Below are 22,359 nucleotides of genomic sequence, written 5' to 3'. Positions count from 1 at the left end.
ATCACATCCGGAACACGCCGAAGGACGGCGACTGGGGGATCGGCGCGTTGAGCGCCGCGGAGAAGGCGAGGCCGAGCACGTCGCGGGTCTGGACGGGATCGATGATGCCATCGTCCCACAGCCGTGCGGTGGCGTAATAGGGGTTGCCCTCGTCCTCGTATTTCTGGCGGATCGGCGCCTTGAACGCCTCCGCCTGTTCGGGCGTCCAGCCGTCGGCGTCGCGATGCACGGTGGCGAGTACGCTCGCCGCCTGTTCGCCGCCCATCACCGAGATGCGGGCATTGGGCCAGCTGAACAGGAAGCGCGGGGAATAGGCGCGCCCGCACATGCCGTAATTGCCCGCGCCGAAGCTGCCGCCGATCAGCACGGTGATCTTGGGCACCGAGGCGGTGGCGACCGCGGTCACCAGCTTGGCGCCGTTCTTCGCAATGCCTTCCGCCTCATACTTCCCACCGACCATGAAGCCCGAGATGTTCTGGAGGAACAGCAACGGCACCCGCCGCTGGCAGGCGAGCTCAATGAAATGCGCGCCCTTCAAGGCGCTTTCCGAGAACAGCACGCCGTTGTTGGCGAGGATCGCCACCGGCATGCCCCAGATCCGCGCGAAGCCGCAGACGAGCGTCGTGCCGTACAGCGGCTTGAATTCGTGGAAGTCGGAGCCGTCGACGATCCGGCCGATCACCTCATGCACGTCATAGGGCGCACGCACGTCCTGCGGCACGATGCCGTACAGCTCCTGCGGGTCGAGCTTCGGCGGGCGCGGCGCGGCGATCTCGATATCGACCGCCTTGGGCCGGTTGAGCGTCGCGACGATGTCGCGGACGATCAGCAAAGCATGCTCGTCATTCTCGGCGACATGATCGACGACGCCCGACTTGCGCGCATGCGTGTCCGCGCCGCCGAGTTCCTCCGCGGAGATGACCTCGCCGGTCGCCGCCTTGACCAGCGGCGGGCCGGCGAGGAAGATCGTCCCTTGGTTGCGGACGATGACGGTCTCGTCGGACATGGCGGGGACATAGGCGCCGCCCGCGGTGCAACTGCCCATCACGCAGGCGATCTGCGCGATCCCCTCCGCCGACATTTGCGCCTGATTGAAGAAGATGCGGCCGAAATGATCGCGGTCGGGGAAGACCTCCGCCTGATGCGGCAGGTTGGCGCCGCCCGAATCGACGAGATAGATGCACGGCAACCGGTTCTCGCGCGCAATCTCCTGCGCGCGCAGGTGCTTCTTCACCGTCATCGGGAAATAGGCGCCGCCCTTCACCGTCGGATCGTTCGCGATGATGAGGCATTCGCGTCCCGAGACGCGGCCGATGCCGGCGATCATGCCCGCACCGGGGGCATCGCCGCCATACATGCCATTCGCCGCCAGCGCGCCCACTCCGAGGAACGGCGAGCCGGGATCGAGCAGCCGCTCGACGCGGTCGCGGGGCAGCAGTTTGCCGCGCGCGACGTGGCGCGCGCGATGCTGCTCCGAGCCGCCGAGCGCGCTGGTTGCGACCGTCTCGCGCAGCGTTGCGGCGAGCGCGCGGTTGTGCGCGTCGTTGGCGGCGAAATCGGTGGAGGCCGCGTCGATCGCGGTACGCAGCACCGTCATTGCGCGCGCGGCGCGTCATGGCCGATCAGCTCGCGGCCGATCAGCATGCGGCGCACCTCGTTGGTGCCGGCGCCGATGTCGAGCAATTTGGCGTCGCGCCAATAGCGTTCGACCGGCCAGTCCTTGGTATAGCCGGCGCCGCCCAGCGCCTGGATCGCCTCGCCGGCGACCTTCACCGCGCTCTCCGAGGCAAGCAGGATGCATCCCGCGGCGTCGAACCGCGTCGTCTGGCCCGCGTCGCACGCCTTGGCGACGGCATAGACATAGGCCCGCGCCGAATTGAGCGCGACATACATGTCGGCGACCTTGGCCTGCATCAGCTGGAACTCGCCGATCGGCCGGCCGAACTGCCGGCGCTCGCGGACATAGGGCAGGACGACGTCGAGGCAGGCCTGCATGATGCCGAGCTGGATGCCCGACAGCACGACGCGCTCGTAATCGAGCCCCGACATCAGCACCTTCACGCCGCCGTTGAGCGGCCCCATCACCTGATCGTCCGAGACGAAGCAATCGTCGAACACCAGCTCCGCCGTCGGCGAGCCGCGCATGCCGACCTTGTCGATCTTCTGCCCGATCGAGAAACCGGCGAAATCCTTCTCGATCAGGAAGGCGGTGATGCCCTTCGATCCCGCGTCGGGGATCGTCTTGGCGTAGACCACCAACGTATCGGCATAAGCGGCGTTGGTGATCCAGAATTTGGTGCCGTTGAGCCGGTAGCCGCCTTCCACCTTGTCGGCGCGCAGCTTCATCGAGACGACGTCCGATCCCGCGCCCGCCTCCGACATGGCGAGGCTGCCGACATGCTCGCCCGAGATCAGCTTTGGCAGATATTTCGCCTTCTGCTCAGGACTGGCCCAACGGCGGATCTGGTTGACGCACAGGTTGGAATGCGCGCCATAGCTCAGCCCGATCGCGGCCGACGAACGGCTGATCTCCTCGCAGGCGATGAGATGTTCGAGATAGCCGAGCCCGAGCCCGCCATATTCCTCTTCGACGGTGATGCCGTGCAGGCCGAGTTCGCCCATCGCCGGCCACAATTCGCGCGCGAAGCGGTCCTCCGCGTCGACCGCGGCAGCGATCGGCGCGATCCGGTCGAGCGCGAAGCGCCGCGTCGTGTCGCGGATCGTGTCGGCCATTTCGCCGAGGGCGAAGTTCAGCTCAGCCATCATTCTCTCCAACCGTCTTTTGCCGCATCTTACCCGTTCGCTCGCCCCGTGGAAAATTGAAAGACGAGCAAGAACATCATAGAAAGCGTCTATGATCGACCGCTATCACCTCCGCTATTTCCTGTCGGTGGTCGATACCGGCAATTTCTCGCGTGCCGCCGCTGCGTGCAACGTGTCGCAGCCGACGCTGTCGGTCGGCATCGCCAAGCTGGAGAAGACGCTCGGCCGCAGCCTGTTCGACCGCACCAACCGCCGCGTCGCGCTGACCGACGCCGGCGCCCGGCTGGTCGCTTCGGCACGGGCGATCGAGGCGGGATTTGCGGAAGCGGAGCGCGCGGTGGCGGAAGCGGCGCCGGTGCGCACGCTGCGGCTCGGCGTGCTGGTCACGACGCCGCGGCGCTGGATCGAACACGTGTTGCTCGACCAGCGCCATGCTCCCGGCGGCGACCGGCTCGAGATCGTGGAGGGCAAGGAGCGCGACCTGCGCGAACGGCTCGCGCGCGGCCGCATCGACCTTGCGCTGACGCTGCTGCGCGACGGCGACCCGCCCGAGGCGCGGCTGCGGCTGCTCAGCGAAGGCTATGCGCTCGCGCTCGGTCAGGCGCATCCGCTCGCCGGCGAGCCGGTGATCCGCGCCGAGCAGCTGGTCAACGACCCGATGATCGTCCGCCGCCACTGCGAGCTGCTGCCGGAGACCAGTCGTTTCTTCACCACGCGCGGCGTCCGGCCGGTGTTCGCCGCCCGCACGACCAGCGACGACAAGGCGTTGAGCTATGTCCGTGCCGGCCTTGGCGTCACCGTCATGCCGGAGGGGTTCCGCGAAGCCGGCGTCGTGCTGGCGCATCTCGACGGCTTCGATTTCAGCCGCGACATCGGGCTGGTGTTCGCCGCCCATGCCGATGGCGAGGCGCTGCGCCACGGCTGGCTGGCGGCGTCGCTGGCGCGGGCGGTCGAGCCGCCCGCGCCGGACTGAGGCTCAGTACATCGGCATGCCGCCGGTCACCGGCACAATCGCTCCGGTGATGTAGCTGCCCTCATCCGAGGCGAGCAGTACATAGGCGGGTGCGAGTTCGCCCGGCTGGCCGGCGCGGCCGAGCGGGGTGGATTCGCCCAGCGTCTCCAGTTCGTCGGTCGGCTTGGCGATCGGCTGGATCGGCGTCCACACCGGCCCCGGCGCGACCGCATTAACGCGGATGCCCTTGGGCGCGAGCAGGTTGGACAGGCCGATCGTCAGGCTGGAGATCGCCCCCTTGGTGGTCGCGTAGACGATCATATTCTCGGTCGCGGTCTTCGCCTGGATGCTCGTCGTGTTGACGATCGCCGACCCCGGCTTGAGGTGCGGCGCCGCCGCCTTGGCGAGCCGGATCATCGCGAAGACGTTGGCGGCAAAGGCGCCCTCCATTTCGGCGTCGTCGATGCTGTCGAGATCCTCGTTCACCGTCTGCGCCGCGGCATTGTTGACGAGGATGTCGAGCTTGCCCAGTCCCGACACCGTCTGGTCGACCAGCGCGGTGCAATGCGCGACGGTGCGGATGTCGCCGGGCAGCAGCAGGCAGCGTTTGCCCGCTTTCTCGACCCATGCCTTGGTGTCCTCGGCGTCGATCTGCTCTTCGGCAAGGTAGGAGATGGCGACATCGGCGCCTTCGCGGGCATAGGCGATCGCCACCGCCTTGCCGATGCCCGAATCGCCGCCGGTGATCAGTGCCACCTTGCCGTCGAGCAGCCCCTTGCCGCGATAGCTCTCCTCGCCATGATCGGGCCGGTTGTGCATCTTGTCCTCGCGGCCGGGGGCGGACTGCTGCGGCTCGTCGGGGAAGCGGGTCGGTGCGCTGGTGCGGGGGTCGTTGGTCATGGCGATATCCTGTCTGCGGTGTCGCAGCAGGAACGAGGCACGGCGCGGAACGGTCCGTGCCCGCAAACCCTCCGGCGCGCGATCAGCTCTGCCAGCCGCCGCCGAGCGCGAGGAACAGCTGCACCTGATCGGCGGCAAGCCGGCTCTCGGCCGCGGCGAGCGTCTGTTCGGCCCCGATCGCGGTGCGCTGCGCATCGAGCACCGGCAGGAAACCGGTGCGCCCGGCGCGGAACAGCGTCTCGGCGTCGCGTGCCGCCTTGCCCGCCTGCCGGCTCGCATCGCGCAGCGCCGCCACCCGGTCGAGATCGCGGGCATAGACGGTGAGGCCGCTTTCGGTTTCACGCAGCGCGGTCAGCACCGCGCCGTCGAAGCGCGCGTAGGCGGCGTCGCTCTCCGCCTGCGCCGCGGCGATCCGTGCGCGCACCCGCGAGCGGTTGGGGAATTCCCAGCTGATCAGCGGCCCGAGCGAGAATTTGAACGTGTCGTTGCCCAGCGCCCGCTCGGCAAGGCCGACCGAGCCCACCGACGCACCGAGCGCGATGCGCGGATAGAGATCGGCGGTGGCGACGCCGATCCGCGCGGTCGCGGCGCGCAACTCCCATTCGGCGCGGCGCACGTCGGGGCGTCGCCGCAACAGCGCCGCGCCGTCGCCGATCGGGATCGGTCGATCGAGATGCGGCTCGCCGGTGCAGGCGGCAACCGCACGGTCGAACTCCGCGGGGGGACGGCCGGTCAGCGTCGCCAGCCGGTAGAGCGCGAGTCGCTGCGCCGCCTGCAAGCCGGGCATCGTCGCGCGCACCTGCGCCTCCTGCGTCGTCGAGCGCGTCGCATCGAGCGAGCCGCTGCGCCCGGCGCGGACCAGCCGCTGCGTCAGCCGCGTCGTCCGGCTCTGCAGGTCGAGCGCGCGCTGCGCGACGGCGATCTCGCGCGCCGAGGCGCAGGCGTCGAGATAGGCGCGGGTGGTGTCCGCGGCGACGGTGATGCGGACGCTGTCATAGGCGGCGCGGGTCGCCGCAACATCGGCATCCGCCGCCTCGATCGCGCGGCGCACCTGCCCGGCGAGGTCGAGCTGGTAGGAGATGCCGGCGCTCGCCGCATAGACGAACGCGCGGGGCAGGGCGCTGCCCGGCCGCAATTCCTCCTCCGCCGAACGCTGCGCATAGCCCGGCGCCGCCTGCACTTGCGTCGCCACGCGGCGGCCCTCCTCGGCGACGTCGAGCGACGCCTGCGCCCGCGCGATATTGGCGGTCGCGACGCGCAGGTCGGTGTTGGCGGCAAGCGCCTGTTCCACCAAGCGGTCGAGCAGCGGATCGCGATAGAGCTGCCACCAGCGATCGGGCACCGGCGCCAGCGCCGCAAAGGCGGCCTCGTTGCCGCCGACGAAGGGCGCGGTGGCGCTCGGCCGTTCGCTGACCGCGGCGGCGGGCCGGTGATACTCCGGGCCGGCGGTCGTACAGCCGGCGAGCAGCGCGGCGGCGAGCAGCGCGAGGCGGCGGGTCATGCGCGCCCTGCCGCTGCGGCTGGCCGCGTGCGTGGCAGCACCTCGACCGTGGCGGTCCGGCCGACGACGAGCATCTCGCCGCGCGGCAGCCGGTCGATCGCCACCCGCACCGGGATGCGCTGCGCCAGCCGCACCCAGCTGAAGGTCGGATTGACGTTGGCGAGCAGGTTGGCGCCGGCGCTGCGGTCGCGATCCTCGATGCCGCCGGCGATGCTCTGGACATGGCCGGCGATGACCCGATCGTCGCCCATCAGCCGGACGCGCACGGGATCGCCGACATGGACGCGCGGCAGCTTGGTCTCCTCGAAATAGCCGATGATGTGCAGCGAGCCGCGGTCGATGATCGCGAATTCGGGATGGCCGGCGGTGGCATAGTCGCCCGGCCTGAGGTCGAGGTTGCTGACCGTGCCGGCGACGCTTGCGCGCACCTCCGTCCGGGCGAGGTTGAGGCGGGCGGTGGCCAGCGCGATCTGCGCCTGCGAAAGAGCGGTGGCGAGCTGCGCCACCCTGGCGTCGCCCTGTTCGCGCACCTCGCCGGCGACGAGATCGCCGAGCGTGCGGTTGCGCTGCGCCTCGCGCCGCGCCTGGGCGAGCTGCACGCGCTGCGCCGCGACCGCCGCCTCGGCCTGCGCCACCGCCAGTCGGTAGCGCGGCCGGTCGACGCGGAACAGCGGCGTGCCGGCGGCGACCGGCTGGTTGTCGCGGACCAGCACGTCGGTGACGAGGCCGGACACGTCGGGCGCGACCTGAACGATATCGGCGCGCACGCGGCCGTCGCGCGTCCACGGCTCGGTCTCGTAATGCGCCCAGAGGCGGCGGCCGGCGACCACCGCCAGCAGCACGACGGCGAGGGTGACGCCGATCCGCAGGACGACGCGCAGGGAAGGATGTGGGATCATGAGCTTTCCAGCCGAACCTTGCTAGCCGAACAGGGCGGCGGCGGGGTCGCCGCCGGTGATCAGGCCGGCGATGCCGGCCCACAGGACGATGGTCAGCGCGACGTCGAACAGGCCGCGATGCCATATGAAACGGTAGAGCCGCGCGCGCGCCAGCGCCCAGCCGATCGCCTCCGCCAGCATGAAGGCGAGCACCGCGGCGAGCAGCAGCGGGTGGACGAACACGCCGGCGATATCGATGTCGCCGGTCATGCCGCCGCCCTCGCGTCCTGCCAGTCGGGCGCGGCGGGGAAGACGTTGCGGCGCAGCCCGACGAGGTTGACGAGCTGGCCGCGGCGCTCCTCGGGATCGGCGATCGCCCGACCGGCGGCGATCGCGCCGTCGATCCGGTCGAGCAGCTCGGCCGGCGGCGGTGCCTCGTCGCCGCGCGCCAGCGTCCGGAAGTGGCGCGCCAGTGCCGCGCGCAGCGGCGCATAGGCGGCGACCGGGGCGATCTGGGCGATGCTCAGCCCCATGCGCAGCTCGCGCAGCGTCGCGGCGGCGGCATCGCGCTCCTCATCCTCCACCTCGCCGATCCGGCTGGCGAGCAGGCCGACGCGGTCGAGCATCCGGCTGCGCCACGCGGCGATCTGGCCGATCGCCGAGCCCGCCGGCCGCTCCGCCAGTGTGGCGAGGTCGCGCCAGCCGGCCCGGCGCAGCCGGCGGATCGCGGTGCCCGCGCCGATGCTGCGGATCAGCCGCGTCGTCATCATCGCCGCGGCGATGCCGATGATCTGCGCGACATTGGCGTTGAAGAAGCTCGCCGCATCGACGGTGAAGCTGTTGGTCAGGGCCAGCCCGCCGGCAAAGCCGAGCATCATCGGCACCATCCGCCCGTACCAGCTCGGGTTCGCCATCACCGCGCCCATCGCCAGCAGCGGCGGCGCCATCGCCAGCGTCAGCATGGCGAAGCCGTCGATCGCCGGCAGGATCGCGAACAGATAGACCGCGGCGAGCGGCAGCGAGGCGATCGTCCAGATCAGGAAGCCGCGCTGCGCCGGCACCGGATCGTCGATCGTCGCGAAGAAGCAGCAGACCACCGCCGCGATCATCGCCGCCACCGCTCCCTCCGGCCAGCCGGTCGCGATCCAGAACAGGCAGCAGCCGAGCACCGTGACGACCGTCGCCGTCGCCGACAGCAGCGCGAGGCCATAGTCCCGATGCAACGGCCGTGCCGCGCCCGCGCTCACCGCAGGCGGCGCGACGGCCGCCGGATCGGCGACGGCTGCCACCAGCAGCCGCGCCTCGGCCAGCGCGAGCACCAGCTCTTCGAGCCGCGCGAGCAGGTTGAGCGCCATCAGGTCGCGCCAGCCGTCCCCCTCGATCGTGTCCCGCCCGCTGCGGAGCGCGGCGACGACCGGCTCGGCGGGCAGGGCCGGGCCGGGCCGGGCCGGACTTGCTACCCAGCTTCGCACCGCCGCCACTGCCTCGGTCACCGCCGGTGCGACGGCTCCGTCCGCGATCAGGCTGCGCCAGCGGTCCTCGACCGCCGAGACCAACGGGATCAGCAGCACCAGCCGGTCCTGCATGCCGGTCAGCAGCGCGCGCGTCGGGCGGATGCGCGCGGTGTCGAACGGGATGTGCGTGGCGGTGACGTGCAGGTCGGTGATGTCGCCGGCGAGCTTGCGCCGCTCGCGCCCGGTGCTGGCCGCGGGGGCGGCGGCGAGCACGTCGGCGATCCACGTCTCCGCCTCCGCCAGCACCGCCGCGACGCGCGCGCCGAACACCTGGCTGACGCTGCGCGGCCATACCACCGCGTGGATGAAGGCGGCGCAGAGCACGCCGATCCCGATCTCCTGCACGCGTAGCACTGCGGTGTCGAAGATCGCCTCGGGATGCGTCACCGAGGGGAAGCCGATGAGCGCGGCGGTATAGCCGGCGAGCATGAACAGATAGGAGCGCGGCGTCCGGTCGAGCAGCGACACGAACTGGCACAGCGCCACCCACAGTGCGAGCGCCAGCGACAGCAGCACCGGCGCGTTGACCAGCGCCGGCACCAGCAACACGGTGACCGCCCCGCCCACCGCGGTACCGGCGAGGCGGAACACCGCCTTCGACCGGACCGCGCCGCTCAGCGGCTGGCTGGTGATATAGACCGTCGCCATCGCCCAGAACGGCCGTTCCAGGCCGAGCGAGAAGGAGACGAACAGCGCCAGCATCGCCGCCGCGAAGCAATTCACCGAGAATACCGTCTCGCGCAGCCCGATCCGCATCGCCGTCGCTCAGCCCTGTTCGTCGAGCAGCGTCAGCGTCGCGTGCAGCTGGTCGAGCACGCGCGTCGCGACGATCAGTTCGTCCGCTTCGATACAGGCGAGCAGCGTCTGGCGAATCTCCGCGGTGCGCTCTTCGACCTGCGCGGCGAGCGACGTGCCGGCCTCGGTCAGGTGGAGCAGCCGCGCGCGCTTGTCGGTGCTGTCGACGCGCCGCTCGACCAGGCCGCTGCGCTCGAGTTGGTCGACCAGCGGCACGACCGACGGCGCCTCGACACCGAGCTGGTCGGCCAGCGCGCCCTGCCGGAGCCCCTCCGCTGCGCGGCCGATCAGCATCACTGCCAGCGCCGGGGTATGCGACAGCGACAGGCCGGCAAGGCCGTTGTCGAGCGCGCGACGGTAACGGCGGCCGAGCGGTACGAGGTGCGCCGCGAAGGCACGCATCTGAGCAGGGGTAGGACAAGTCACATGCGCCAGATAGATAGGTACCTAACTAATCACAAGCGCTATGTTGCAGTGCGGTAAGCGTCGCGCGGCTTTCACAATCCTTCTCCATGGGCGTCGCATCGTTTTCGGAGCACCACTCATGATACTCGACCGTCGCATGCTGATGAAGACCGCCATGATCGGCCTGGGGGCCAGCGCCCTGCCGGGCGGCGCATTCGCGATCGAGGCGATCGGCAAGGCCCGCGGCTTCACGCATGCGGTGGCGAGCGGCGAGCCGGCGCCCGATTCGATGCTGCTCTGGACGCGCTACGTGCCCGCCGACGGCGGCCCGGTCGAACTGCGTGTCGAGGTCGCGGAGACGCCGGACTTTGCCCGCGTCGTCGCCGGCGGCGCGCAGATCACCGGCCCCTGGCGCGACCATACCGCCAAGATCACCGTCGACGGCCTCCAGCCGGGGCGCAGCTATCACTATCGCTTCGTCGCCCCGGACGGCAGCCGCTCGCCGGTCGGCCGCACCGCGACGCTGCCGGAGGACGGCATGAAGACCTGGCGCGCGGCGATCTTCTCCTGTTCGAACATCGGCTTCGGCTGGTTCAACGCCTATGCCCATGCGGTCGCGCAGGGCGGCTTCGACTGTGCGATCCACCTCGGCGACTATCTCTACGAATATGCGCCCGCGCATTATCCGCTGCCCGCCGACGCGGTGCCGGGCCGCACCCCGGCACCGCAGAGCGAGATCATCCACCTCGCCGACTACCGCCTGCGCTACGGCAGCTATCGCGCCGATCCCGATCTGCAGGCGCTGCACCTCGCCATGCCGATGATCGTGCAATGGGACGATCACGAGAGCGCCAACGACAGTTGGGAGGGCGGCGCCGAGAACCATACGCCGGCGACCGAAGGCGACTGGAATGCCCGTCGTGCCGCCTCGATCCAGGCCTATCGCGAATGGATGCCGGTGTCCGACGAACCGTGGAAGGCCTATGATATCGGCGGACTCGCCACGCTGTTCCGCACCGAGACGCGGCTGCTCGCACGCACCCGCCAGCCCGACGTGGCGCCGCTGTTCCGCGCTGCCGATCCGGTCGCCGCGCTCAAGGCGTTCCGCGACGGCCCGTGGCAGGACCCGGCGGTGACGATGATGGGCAGCCAGCAGGAAGTGTGGCTGAGCCACGCGATGCGCGCCTCGGTGCGCAGCGGCCGGCCGTGGCAGATCGTCGGCTTCGGCACGATCATGGGCGCGACGGTGATGCCGCCCGAGACGCAGACCTGGCTCGCCGCCATCTCGCCGCGGGCGCGTGGCTATGTCCAGGCCGGCGTCGCCGCCGGGGCGCTCGGCCTGCCGTTCAACTTCGACAATTGGGGCGGCTACCCCGCCGCCCGCGCCCGCTTCCTCAAGTCGGTGCAGCAGATCGGCGGCAACACCGTGCTGATCTCCGGCGACAGCCACAATGCCTGGGCTTACGACCTGGCGCAGGACGGCCGCCCCGCCGCGGTCGAATTCGCCGGCCACAGCGTGACCTCGCCGGGATTCGAAAGCAGCATCAGCACCGATCCCGCGCAGGTCGCCGCCGCCCTCGTCCGCGCCAATCCGGAGCTGAAATGGTGCGACACCGCGCGGCGCGGCTATATGGCGATGACCGTCGCCGCCGATCGCGTCACCAACGACTGGATCATGGTCGACAGCATCAAGACGCACACGCCGCGCGGGTCCGTCGGTCACAGCGCGACGGTGTTGCGCAATCGACACGTCATGGCCTGACCCGGTTCGCTTCGTCGCAATCGTTTGCAAAATACGCCGGAGCGCAACCAAGAAGACCCGGAACGGTCATATCCCGTCCCTAACCGACCGCACGACCGCAGTGGTGCGGTCGAGTTGGGGAAGATCATGCCAATACCGTCCACCGCCGCGCGCCGTCGCCGCGGCGCCTTGTTGTTCGCCGTCTCGCTTGCGGCCCTGGGGCAGGCCGGTACCGCCGTCGCCCAGACGACAGCCGCACCGGAGGCTGCCGGCGCGGATAATGCCGCCCAGCAGGGTGCCGCACCGGCGACGGCGCAGCAGGGTAACGACGACTCCGGCGTGGTCGTCGTCACCGCCGCACGCACCACGCGTTCCGCGGTGACGATCGACGGCGCCGAGATGCAGAAGGTGCTGCCCGGCGTGAACCCGGTCAAGGCGATCCAGACGCTGCCCGGCGTGCAGTTCGAGACCGCCGATCCCTGGGGCAACAACGAGCAGAACATCTCGCTCATCGTCCACGGCTTCAACCAGAACCAGCTTGGCTTCACCCTCGACGGCGTGCCGCTCGGCGACCAATCCTATGGCAATTACAACGGCCTGTCGCCGCAGCGCGCGGTGATCAGCGAGGATGTCGGCTCGGTCCGCCTGACCTCGGGTGCCGCCGACCTCGCCACCGCCTCGGCGAGCAACCTCGGCGGCGGGCTGGAAACCTATACCGGCCAGCCCTCGGCGCGGGCGGGGCTTCGCTTCGCGCAGACGCTCGGCAGCTACAATGCGCAACGCACCTATCTGCGCATCGACAGCGGCGATGCGGAGGCGTTCGGCGGCACCAACAGCGGCTATCTTTCGATCGTCCGGCAGAAGGCGCGCGCCTGGGAATTCCGCGCCAACCAGGGCGGTTGGCAGGCCAACGCCAAGTTCGTCCACAAGGGCGAACATGGTACGCTGACCGGCTATGCCGCGCTGTCCGATAAGGCCGAGCCGAACCAGGATTCGGTGGCGCACAACGCGGGCGGGCTGGAGCCCTATTACCGCTCGCTGCTCTATCCCGACTGGCAGGCGGCGCTGCGCTACGTCGATGCCGACGGCAAGCCGCCGGCCGACAATCCGAACAATTATTCCAACTATTACGGCGATGCCCAGCGCACCGATTATCTCTTCTACGTCAAATACGACTATCGCTTCAGTGACGCCGTGACGTTCAGCAACCAGGTCTATGGTCATCATGACGAGGGGCAGGGGCAGATCGTCGGCCCGGTGTCGGCCGCTGGCCTGCCAACTATGTTCGCGGTCTATTTTCCGGGGCAGAACCTGAAGACGGTGTTCGGCAATTCCGGCTATGCGCTGCGCACCACCGAATATGGCATCGATCGCAAGGGGTGGCTGTCGAGGCTGGCGATCACCGCGGGCGATCACGAGATCGGCCTGGGCGGCTGGTACGAGCACAATCGCAACACGATCTTCCGCAACTGGTATGCGGTGCCGGTCGATGCGCCGCCGCCGTCGCCCTATGAATGGGCCGACCCTGCGCTGCTCAAGCTCACCCAATATGCCAGCGTCGCCAAATATGACGTGGTCCAGCTTCATCTGCAGGATCGCTGGCACGTTACGCCATCGCTGACGATCGAAGCCGGCTTCAAGTCGAGCCTGCAGTTCGCCGATGGTCGCGTGCCCGTGCAGCCGCTGCCCGGCGCCATCGCCTATACGGGCGGCAGGCCGACCCGCTATCCCGAAGGCCGGATCAACACGCGCAAATGGTTCCTGCCGGCGATCGGCGCGGCCTGGGACGTGACGCCCGACGACCAGATCTTCGGCCACGTGCAGCAGAACGTCCGCCATTTTCAGGCGTCCATCGCCGGGGCGCTATCGCCCTATAACGTCGGCAGTCAGGAGCTGTTCGACGCGATCAAGCAGACCACGCAGCCCGAAACCTCCTGGACCTATGAGGCCGGCGTGCGGACCCGGCACCATGTCGACGCCGGGCCGCTGACGGGTGTCGAGGCGCAGATCAGCGCCTATCATGTCGACTTCAGCAACCGGCTGCTGCCGATCAGTTCGACGCAGGTCATCGGCTCGGTGCTGGGCGGGGCGACGATCCTCCAGAACGTCGGCGCGGTGCGTACCAACGGCATCGATGCGGCGGCGACGCTGCGCTTCGGCCCGTCGGTGTCGCTCTACAACGCGCTGTCGTACAACCGCTCGCGCTACGCCGACGATTACAAGAGCGGCACCGCGCTCGTGCGCACCGCCGGCAAGGACGTGCCCAACGTCGCCCGCTGGCTGAACAAGACCGTCCTGACGCTGAACGCGGGCCCCTTCGAGACGCAGGTGATCGGCGACTATGTCGGCCCCCGCTTCGCCACTTATACCAACGACCAGTCGGTACCCGGCCGCGTCCTGCTCAACCTGCAGGCATCTTATACGCTGCCGCCGACCGTCGTATCGGGGCTGCACAACCTCCGGCTGTCGGTCAACATCACCAACGTCACCAATCGCAAGGGCATCTACGAAATCATCGTCGCAGCCCCCGCGCAAACCTATAACAGCTATGCGCAGCCGCCGCGCATGGCGTTCTTCACGCTCTCCGGCGGGTTCTGACCGCGCGGGTGTCCGGGGGCCGCCCCGGGCACCCGCCGCATCGACGGGCTCTCGCGTCCGCTCCGTCTAACGCCCCCGCCGCAGCCGGCCGCGGAACAGGCCGCGGTGCGTCACCGCCTCGAACATCTCGCCTGGGCCCTCGGGGTCGAGCACCTCATTGTCCGCCAGCCATTTCTCGACGCCGTCGAGATCCGGCGCCGCATAGGGCCGCAGCGATCGTCCCGGCCCGCGCAGCCGCTCGATCGTCTCGATCAGCGACCCGGTCTGCTCGATCAACTGGCCCACGCGCTCCGCCGGCACGTCGAGATGCTCGGCGATGAGGTCGTTGCGCACCGCGACGATCTTCGCCTCAAGCCCATCGTCGGGATGGCGCACCGCGTCGATCACCACGTCGCATTCGGTATCGAGCCGCAGCGAGCGATTGTTGATGTTCGCCGACCCGACGCGCAGCTGCCGGTCGTCGACGATGGTGATCTTGGCGTGGCAGTAGATCGCCGTGCCGCCGCGGGTAAACGGGTGATAGAGCCGCAGCCGCCCGTGCGTGTCGCGCCGCCGCAGCGTCTCGACCAGCCGCGCCCGCGCCGTGTCCATCGCCAGCGGCTCCAGCCAGCCTTGCGCGGTCAGCGGGTTGACGATGACGATCTCCGGCCCGTCTTCTTCGTCGAGCCGCGCGGCGATCGCCTCGGCGATCCGGCGCGAGGCGAAATACTGGCTTTCGCAATAGATGTGGCGGCGGGCGCTGCGGATCTGGTCGAGGAACAGCGCCTCGATCTCGGTCACCGGCGCCTCGTCGGGCATCTCCGGCTGGCTGCGCGCGATGCCGAGCTCGACGCCTTCGAAGGTCGGCTCGAGCGACGCCGGCCAGCAGCTGCCCTGCACGTCGATCGCCGGCAGCATAACCCCCGTCGCGCGCTGCCAGCGCTTGCGGCACAATTCGGCGAGCGCGCCCGCCGCCGGGCCGGTGATCGCGGTCGTGGCGTCGTGCCACGGCTTGTACGGCTTGCCGCCGGGCAGCTTGCGGCCGGGATCGTCGTCGCGGTGCGCGCGCGTGTCCCAACGCTCCGCGGTCATGTCGATCCCGCCGCAGAAAGCGAGGCAATCGTCGATCGAGACCAGCTTCTGGTGATGCGAGGAGGCGGTGGGATGATGGTGGTCGAGCTTGACGTGGATGCGCGGATGGCGCGCCCATTTGAGCACGGTGAACACGGTCTTGCCGCGGAAGATCGACTTCATCGCGCCGACGTCCCAGCGCAGCAGGTACAGCTCCAGCTCGGGATTGCGCTCGACCAGCCAGTAGAGGAAGTCGCCGACCGTCTCCGGCCCCTCGGTGCTGGTGTTGCTGCCGACCAGCCGGATGCGCGCGTCGAAATCCCAGCCGACCAGCATGATCCGCCGCTTCGCCTGTGCGAACGCTTCGCGCGCGACACCGAAATAGCGATCGGCATCGACGATCACCGACAGGCGCTCGGCCCGCTCGACGCGCCAGACGTTGCGGCCCGGATCGAGCAACCCCGAGTCATCCATGGCTGTATCGCCCATGTGCGTGCGCTCTGTCCTTCCTAACGGCCATAGATGCGGTCGAGCACCTCGGCGCTGCGCGCGAACAGCGCCGCGGCAGGGTCGAATGCGGGCGAGGCAGCAAGCTGCTCCGCCCAGACGGCAGCCGATCGCGCGCCCCAGGCATCGGGTGGCGCGGTCAGCGTGGCGGCGTGCGTACCGGTGAAATGCTGCGCCGTGAAGTCATAGAACGATCCCGAAACGTTACGCAGCGCCGCGCCGCCCCTGGTGCCGTAGAAGGCCGCCTCGATCACCGCGTCGCGCCCGGCATGCAGGTTCCACGAACAGGCGAGGCGCACCGAGGCACCGCCGGCGTCGAAGCGCGCGGTGGCGAAATCCTCGACCTCGCCGGGTTGCAGCGGCCGTCCGCCGGCGCGCAGCATCGCCTCGACGTCGCCGACCGCGGGGAAGCCGAGCGCCCACAGGGCGAGGTCGACGAGATGCACGCCGAGGTCGATGACGCAGCCACCGCCCGACTGCGCCGGGTCGAAGAACCACGGCTTGCCCGGTCCGTAGGCGTTATGGAAGGTGAGATCGACCGCGAAGATCTCGCCGAGCGCGCCGTCGCGGATCAACCCGGCGATCGCCTGCATCGCCTCGGTATGGCGATAGGACAGATCGACGCCGAGCAGCCGGTCGGCGGCGCGTGCCGCATCGATCACCGCCTGCGTCTCCGGCCCCGAGCGACCGAGGGGCTTCTGGCAGAACACCGCCGCCCCGGCGCGCAGCGCGGCGATCGCCTGGTCGGCATGCAGCGCCGAGGGCGTCGCGATCACCACCCCGTCGAGCCCGAGCGCCAGCATCGCGTCGAGCGACGGCACCACCATCGCCTCCGGTGCCAGCGCCGCGGCATCGCGCACGCAGGCGTCCGACGGATCGCACACCGCGGCGACCTCGATCGCCCCGGTCGCGACCATCGCCTCCATGCGATGCCGGCCGATCCATCCGGTCCCTAGAAATCCCACGCGCGGTCTGGTCATCATTCGTCCTGTCTTGCCGCCGTCTGGGGCGCTTTGTTTAAAGAGAGCCAGCCTTTAGCTGGATGGCTCCCGCCTTTCCCCCATCTATCAGGCCTTCGGCCTACCCCGCCGGGCGGTCAGGGCAATCGCCTGTGACGCGTCAACTTTAACGCACTTCGTCACCCCGGACTTGTTCCGGCGTCCACTCTGCGGCGAGGAGAAAGGGCTTGTTCCGACACGTTTCTCTTGCGGCGGGGTGGACCCCGGAACAAGTCCGGGGTGACAGATCTGATGTAAATGCCGGTTGGACCCGATCCCCGCAGCCTTATGCGATTGCCTGCCTTGGCGGGGGAGACACGCGAAGCATGGGGGTTAAGGAGACGTTTCCCAAACACAGCGCCCTCACCACGAAGAAACCTCAGTCCAATTCCACCAGCGCCTTTACGAACCCCGCCGGCTTGTCCCGCGTCGCGTCCAGCGCCTCGCCGAGCCGCTCCAGCGGATAGCGGTGCGTGTACAGCGGGGCGGGATCGAGCCGCCCGCTCGCCACCGCGTCGATCGCCTCGCGCAGCCCCTGCATCTGCACCGCGGGGTCGCGCTCGTGCGCGTTGACCACGTCGATGCCCTTCCAGTTCCAGTCCTGCATGTTGACCTGCCGCGGGCCGTCCTGGTGATAGCCGGCCACCACCAGCCGCCCGCCGAAGCCGATCAACGCGGTGGCGAGGTCGAGCGGCCATTGCTTGCCGACCGCCTCGATCACCCGCTCGCACATCGCCTCGCCGGTCAACGCCTTGACCCGCTCGATGATCTGCCAGTGATCGTGCATCGGGATCGTTTCGGCGGCCCCGTAATGCGTGGCGAGGTCCAGGCTCTCCTGCCGCCGCGAGATCGCGATCACGCGCGCGCCGGCGTCGCTCGCCAGCTTGGTCAGCACCGCGCCGAGGAAGCCGATGCCGATGATCGCCACCGTCTGGCCGGCGCGAATGTCGCTGCGGCGGAAGATGTTGAACGCGCAGCCGAGCGGCTCGCCGGGAAACGGCTGGCCGTCGAGCGCCGCGGGCAATTTGGCGACCATGTCCGCCTGGGCGAGATCGTAATCGGCGAACGAGCGATAGGAGAGGGCGGCGACGCGATCGCCGACCGTCAGCGTCTCGACCCCGTCGCCGACCGCATCGATCCGGCCCCAGCCTTCATGGCCGAGCCCGCCGGGTTCGCCCGGATAGGTCATCCACGGCAGCCCCGCCCACGGTTCGAGGTTGGATGCACAGACGCCGCATCCCTCCAGCCGCAACCGTACTTCGCCGGCGCCCGGAGCGGGCAGGGGCGCGCGCGTCAGGTCGATCCGCCCGGGCTCGGCCAGCACCGCCGCGCGCATCGCCGCGGTATCGGGCGTCGTCGCGTCCATCGCTGTCATGCAACCTCCATCAATATGTTCGTCGGGACACCGGCCGCGTCGCGACGCGTTGAACCCGACTCATGAAACTGGTCGATATCCTGCTGGGCCGAAGGCTCGCCAATCGTGAAGGCGGCGAACAGAAGATCGGCTGGGTCGCCGGGGTGCCGGCGATGGGCCTCGACGGTCTCGGCTCGTCCTCCTACGGTCCCGAAGCCGCGCTGACGATCCTCGCGCCGCTCGGCGCGCTCGGCGTCGCGATGATCGGCTGGGTGATTGCGCCGATCGTCGCGCTGCTCGCGATCCTCTATTTTTCCTACCGCCAGACGATCCTGGCCTATCCCAGCAACGGTGGCGCCTACACCGTCGCGCGCCAGAACCTCGGCGACAATGCCGGGCTGCTCGCCGCGGCCGCGCTGATGATCGATTACGTGCTCAACGTCGCGGTCGGCATCTCGGCCGGCGTCGGTGCGCTGACCTCGTCGCTGCCGGTGCTCCAGCCGTGGACGCTCGAACTGTGCCTCGGCATCCTCGCGGTGGTCGCGCTCGCCAATCTGCGCGGCACGCGCGAGGCGGGCTGGCTCTTCGCGGCGCCGACCTATCTGTTCCTGCTCAGCTTCCTCGGCGTGATCGGCTGGGGGCTGGTCCGCCTCGCCACCGGCCATGGCGAGCCGGTGATCGCGCCGCCGCCGCTGCCCGCCGCGGTCGAGCCGCTCGGCCTGTGGCTGCTGCTGCGCGCCTTCGCCGCCGGCTGCACCGCGATGACCGGCGTGGAGGCCGTTTCCAACGGCGTCGGCGCCTTTCGCGAGCCGGTGGTGCGCGAGGCGCGGCGCACGCTGACCGTCATTTGCCTCGCGCTCGGCCTGCTGCTTGCCGGCATCGCCGCGGTCGCCCACGGCTATCGTATCGGCGCGATGGACCAGACCAGGCCGGGCTATCAGAGCGTGCTGTCGCAGCTCGCCGGCGCGGTCGTCGGCCATGGCGCCATCTATTACATCGCGATGTCCAGCCTGCTGTGCGTGCTGTGCCTGTCGGCCAACACCAGCTTCGTCGGCTTCCCGCGTATCTGCCGCCTCGTCGCGCTCGACGGCTACCTGCCGGGCGGGTTCGCGGTGGCGGACCGGCGGCTGGTCTTCTCGGTCGGCGTCGTGTTCCTGACGGTCACCGGCGGCGCGTTGCTGGTCGCCTTCGGCGGCATCACCGACCATCTCATTCCGCTGTTCGCGGTCGGCGCGTTCCTGACCTTCACGATGAGCCAGATCGGCATGGTCGTCCATTGGCGCCGCGAGGGGCGGCGGCATTGGCCGCGGCTGGCGATCAACGCGCTCGGAGCGACGACGACGATCGTCGCGCTGGTCATCATCGTCGCCGCCAAATTCGCCGAAGGCGCGTGGATCGTGGTGATCGCCATCCCGCTGACCATCGGCCTGCTGCACGCCGTGCGCCGCTATTACGACCGGCTCGACCGCCGCCTCGCCGCGACCGAGCCCTTCCATGTCGACGAGACGCAGCCGCCGACCGTCCTGATCGCGTATGAAGAGCGCAACCGGATCAGCGATCGCGCATTGCGGTTCGCGATGACGCTGTCGCCGGACGTGATCGCGGTCCACCTCGTCCGGCTCGGCGGGCCCGAGCAGGAGGAGGATCTGGTCGCGATCAAGCGCGCCTTCGCCGAAGAAATCGCCGCGCCGGTCGAGGCGGCGGGCCTGACCCCGCCGCGCCTCGTCTGCGTGCCCGCGCCCTATCGCGAGATCGAGGGGCCGGTGCTCGAACTGGTCGAGCGGATCGACGCCGACACGCCGGGGCGCTCGGTGGCGATCATCATCCCCGAACTCGTGCTGCGCCGTCCGTGGCAACGGCTGCTTCACAGCCGCCGGTCGGTACGGCTGCGCAACGCGCTGGTCGCGCATGCAGGCCCGCGGCTGATGGTCATCACCTCGCCGTGGCGGTCCTGAGGTCGGTCGTCGCGGCGGCGGGCGCGTAGCGGTCGATCATCCACGCGCAGAAGTCGGCGAATTGCTGCGGATCGCGCGCCGCGCTGCTGTGATGCGGCTGCACGCCGAGGTGCTCGGGCGTGAAGCAGAAGGTGACGGTGACTTCGAAATCGGCGAGCGCCTCCATCTGCCGGTCGAACCAGTCGATCGCATCGGGACGGAAGCTGTCCGCCCAGCTGAGCCCGGTGCGCAGCCGCTTGGTGCCGAGCCGCTTCATCCAGGCGACCGCCTCGTCGAGCCGCGGGTCCTGATAGTGGAACCACTGCATCAGGCCCATCCGGTCGGCGACGGCGGCATAATCGTCGAGGCTCGGCTTGGGCGTGCCGTCCTCGCGGATCAGCCCCATGTAGAAATGGCGGTAATAGCTCGACCCCTCCGCCTCGCGATGGCGCGTCGTCGCGCCCCAGCTGTGCGGCAGGTCGTAGAGCGAATACCAGAACACCCGCGGCACCCGGTCGAGCAGCAGCTCGGCGGTCTTGCGGACGCCGAACACCTGCACCTCCTCGGCGCCGAAGCTGCCGACGCCGACCTCGGTCGCCCAGATCGGCTTGTCCGGCACCACCGCCTCGATCTCGGCGATCTTGTCGGGCCAGGCGTGGATCGGCCACAGGTTCCAGTCGAGCGGGAAGCCGTGCACCGCGACCACGTCGACCGCATCGAGCGCGCCATGCGCGCGCATGCGGTTGACCCAATCGGGATCGATCGGGCTCATCCCGCCCAGCACGCGCGTCACCGCCGGATTGATCGCGTGGATCGCATTGCCGGCGCGGATCACCGTATCGGCGAAGATCGACCAGTCGGGATCGACCTCCGGGTCCCAATGCGATTTGTTGTTGGGCTCGTTCCAGATCATCGCGGCTTCGATCATGCGCCATTCCCCCTGTTCGGATAGACCGCTGCCGGCCCGTATTCGCCATAAGGCACCGGTGCGACTCTACAGAGATAGACCTCGCTTTCCGGCTGCGCCTCGATCGTGAAGCCCGCCGCGCGCAGCATCGCGGCGCTCGCCGCCGCATTGGGTGCCCACCAATTGGTCCAGTCATGCGCGAACTCGCGCTCGATGAAGTGCATCTTGGGATAGCCCGGCTCGTCGAAGACCGGCGGCGGCGTGTGCGTGCCGGGCATGTGGAAGGGATGGTCGGCGGGCACCGGATACACCTCGCGGCTGCCCTGCTGCATCGTCTGGAACAGCATCAGGTCGCCGGCGACATGCTCGCGGATCAGGTCGAGCGCGAGCAACGGGTGACGCAGATGGTACAGCACGCCCATGAAGATCACGAGGTCGAACCGCTCGCCGAGCGCGCCAACGTCGTAGACCGACAGGTTACGGAACTCGATGCCGCTCTGCCCCAGCGCGTCGCTGGCGAGCCGCGCCTGCGCCAGATAGCGTTCGTCGCTGTCGATGCCGAGTACGCGGTCGGCGCCGCGGCGCTTCATCTCGACCGAGTAGAAGCCGGCGTTGCAACCGATGTCGAGCACCGACTTGCCGGTGAGGTCGGCGGGCAGGGCGTCGGCGAAGCGCGCGAACTTGAAGCGCGGATAGTCGCCGAGGAAGTGGTCGGGCGCGGTCTGGATGCCGTGCCCAAGGTCGATGTTATGGAACCAGGGCGCGAGCCGATCCACTTCGGCCCGCAAATTCTCCGGAGTCATGCTGCCATTCTTTCGTTGAGGCTGATCACCCGCGCCCCCCAATCCCCCACCACGATCCGGCTGACTGAGGCGGGGTCGATGTCGAAGCGCAGCAGATTGTCGAGGGAGAGGCCGAGTGCGAAGGCGATTGCGGCGCGGATCATGTCGGAATGGCTGACCAGCGCGATGACTGCACCGTCCTGCCGCGCGGCCGCGTCCTCGAGGTAGCCGACGATCCGCGCCTGTGCCTCGGCCATCGTCTCGCCGCCGGGGATGCGGGCAGAGCCACGCTCGGCGTTCCAGGCATCCCATTCGGGCCCGTGCAGGTCGGTGAACGCTGCGCCGGTCCATTCGCCCATGTCGATCTCGACCAAGGCATCGACCGGTTCGGGCGGGGGCAGGGCGCAGGCGGCGGCGATCGCGGCAGCGGTGTCGCGCGTCCGCTCAAGCGGGCTGCACACGATCCGGTCGATCGGCTCCTCGTGCTGGCGTGCCGCGAGCGCACGGCCGAGCGCGGCGGCCTGAGCGCAGCCGGCGTCGCTCAGCGGCACATTCTCCATCCGCCCGGACAGGCGTCGGTCGAGGTGAACATGGGCGGCATGCCGGATCAGAAGGAACGTCGCCGTCACTGCCATGCTGTCGTCTGAATACCCCGTGTCCGCAACCGCCAGGCCACAACGGCGACTTGACATCGATCAAGAAGATTGTGGTTCAATGCTTTAGGAACAAAGAAGAAGAAGCTTCGTTCCATCCCCGTAGCGATTGTTTTATCGAGAGGGT

The 22,359-nt window shown here is 69.3% G+C and carries 18 protein-coding genes; 4 read left to right on the top strand and 14 right to left on the bottom strand.

The genetic code is table 11. The features are described from left to right. Window position 1: 1 nt before the first annotated feature. Window positions 2–1,597 (bottom strand): carboxyl transferase domain-containing protein, encoded by a 1,596-nt coding sequence (locus tag HD841_RS08465; RefSeq protein WP_179508440.1) that lies wholly within the window; start codon window positions 1,595–1,597, stop codon window positions 2–4. Further along, a complete protein-coding gene (locus tag HD841_RS08460) occupies window positions 1,594–2,763 on the bottom strand; it encodes an isovaleryl-CoA dehydrogenase (protein WP_179508439.1) in 1,170 nt (389 codons plus the stop codon). Before HD841_RS08460 ends, HD841_RS08465 begins: the two co-directional genes overlap by 4 nt. Window positions 2,764–2,854: 91 nt before the next feature. Between HD841_RS08460 and HD841_RS08455 the strand changes: the two genes are divergently transcribed. After that, entirely contained in the window at window positions 2,855–3,736 is an 882-nt protein-coding gene (locus HD841_RS08455; RefSeq protein WP_179508438.1) for a LysR family transcriptional regulator, read from the top strand. Between the two features lie 3 nt (window positions 3,737–3,739). On the opposite strand, the gene HD841_RS08450 is transcribed toward HD841_RS08455, so the two are convergent. The 6 genes from HD841_RS08450 to HD841_RS08425 form a co-directional block, all read right to left on the bottom strand. Beyond that, window positions 3,740–4,615, bottom strand: a complete 876-nt coding sequence (locus HD841_RS08450) for an SDR family oxidoreductase (protein ID WP_179508437.1) — start codon at window positions 4,613–4,615, stop codon at window positions 3,740–3,742. Window positions 4,616–4,697: 82 nt separating this feature from the next. After that, window positions 4,698–6,116, bottom strand: a complete 1,419-nt coding sequence (locus HD841_RS08445; RefSeq protein ID WP_179508436.1) for an efflux transporter outer membrane subunit — start codon at window positions 6,114–6,116, stop codon at window positions 4,698–4,700. Further along, a complete protein-coding gene (locus HD841_RS08440) occupies window positions 6,113–7,015 on the bottom strand; it encodes an efflux RND transporter periplasmic adaptor subunit (protein WP_179508435.1) in 903 nt (300 codons plus the stop codon). Before HD841_RS08440 ends, HD841_RS08445 begins: the two co-directional genes overlap by 4 nt. A 21-nt stretch (window positions 7,016–7,036) precedes the next feature. Next, entirely contained in the window at window positions 7,037–7,264 is a 228-nt protein-coding gene (locus HD841_RS08435; protein WP_179508434.1) for a DUF1656 domain-containing protein, read from the bottom strand. Beyond that, window positions 7,261–9,264 (bottom strand): FUSC family protein, encoded by a 2,004-nt coding sequence (locus tag HD841_RS08430; RefSeq protein WP_179508433.1) that lies wholly within the window; start codon window positions 9,262–9,264, stop codon window positions 7,261–7,263. The genes HD841_RS08435 and HD841_RS08430 overlap by 4 nt, the downstream gene beginning before the upstream one ends. A gap of 9 nt (window positions 9,265–9,273) precedes the next feature. Beyond that, a complete protein-coding gene (locus HD841_RS08425) occupies window positions 9,274–9,705 on the bottom strand; it encodes a MarR family winged helix-turn-helix transcriptional regulator (protein ID WP_179508432.1) in 432 nt (143 codons plus the stop codon). A 142-nt stretch (window positions 9,706–9,847) separates the two neighbouring features. Here HD841_RS08425 and HD841_RS08420 point away from each other — a divergent pair, with 142 nt between their 5' ends. Continuing rightward, window positions 9,848–11,470 (top strand): alkaline phosphatase D family protein, encoded by a 1,623-nt coding sequence (locus tag HD841_RS08420; protein WP_179508431.1) that lies wholly within the window; start codon window positions 9,848–9,850, stop codon window positions 11,468–11,470. A gap of 126 nt (window positions 11,471–11,596) precedes the next feature. Further along, window positions 11,597–14,047 (top strand): TonB-dependent receptor, encoded by a 2,451-nt coding sequence (locus tag HD841_RS08415; RefSeq protein ID WP_179508430.1) that lies wholly within the window; start codon window positions 11,597–11,599, stop codon window positions 14,045–14,047. A 66-nt stretch (window positions 14,048–14,113) separates the two neighbouring features. On the opposite strand, the gene HD841_RS08410 is transcribed toward HD841_RS08415, so the two are convergent. From HD841_RS08410 to HD841_RS08400, 3 genes are all read right to left on the bottom strand, one after another. Continuing rightward, the gene (locus HD841_RS08410; RefSeq protein ID WP_179508828.1) at window positions 14,114–15,571 is read right to left on the bottom strand and encodes a phospholipase D-like domain-containing protein; all 1,458 of its coding nucleotides are present in this window, start codon (window positions 15,569–15,571) and stop codon (window positions 14,114–14,116) included. A gap of 35 nt (window positions 15,572–15,606) precedes the next feature. Then, entirely contained in the window at window positions 15,607–16,587 is a 981-nt protein-coding gene (locus HD841_RS08405) for a Gfo/Idh/MocA family protein (protein WP_218845467.1), read from the bottom strand. Between the two features lie 394 nt (window positions 16,588–16,981). Next, the gene (locus tag HD841_RS08400) at window positions 16,982–17,977 is read right to left on the bottom strand and encodes an MDR/zinc-dependent alcohol dehydrogenase-like family protein (protein ID WP_218845466.1); all 996 of its coding nucleotides are present in this window, start codon (window positions 17,975–17,977) and stop codon (window positions 16,982–16,984) included. Between the two features lie 62 nt (window positions 17,978–18,039). Between HD841_RS08400 and HD841_RS08395 the strand changes: the two genes are divergently transcribed. Continuing rightward, a complete protein-coding gene (locus HD841_RS08395) occupies window positions 18,040–19,911 on the top strand; it encodes an APC family permease (RefSeq protein ID WP_179508429.1) in 1,872 nt (623 codons plus the stop codon). Here HD841_RS08395 and HD841_RS08390 read toward each other — a convergent pair. From HD841_RS08390 to HD841_RS08380, 3 genes are read right to left on the bottom strand one after another with little or no spacing between them, the layout of a single operon-like run. Next, window positions 19,889–20,818 carry a glycosyl hydrolase gene (locus HD841_RS08390; protein ID WP_179508428.1) on the bottom strand — a complete coding sequence of 310 codons (930 nt, stop codon included), beginning with the start codon at window positions 20,816–20,818 and terminating at the stop codon, window positions 19,889–19,891. The genes HD841_RS08395 and HD841_RS08390 overlap by 23 nt on opposite strands. Beyond that, window positions 20,815–21,600, bottom strand: a complete 786-nt coding sequence (locus HD841_RS08385; protein ID WP_179508427.1) for a TIGR04290 family methyltransferase — start codon at window positions 21,598–21,600, stop codon at window positions 20,815–20,817. Before HD841_RS08385 ends, HD841_RS08390 begins: the two co-directional genes overlap by 4 nt. Further along, window positions 21,597–22,214, bottom strand: coding sequence for a histidine phosphatase family protein (locus HD841_RS08380; protein ID WP_218845465.1), 618 nt, complete (start codon window positions 22,212–22,214; stop codon window positions 21,597–21,599). Before HD841_RS08380 ends, HD841_RS08385 begins: the two co-directional genes overlap by 4 nt. Window positions 22,215–22,359: the final 145 nt, after the last annotated feature.

Origin of the sequence: Sphingomonas melonis, assembly GCF_013409985.1 — a bacterium.
GTDB classification, from domain to species: Bacteria; Pseudomonadota; Alphaproteobacteria; order Sphingomonadales; family Sphingomonadaceae; genus Sphingomonas; species Sphingomonas melonis_A.
This window is presented reverse-complemented; position numbering and strand designations above follow the sequence as displayed.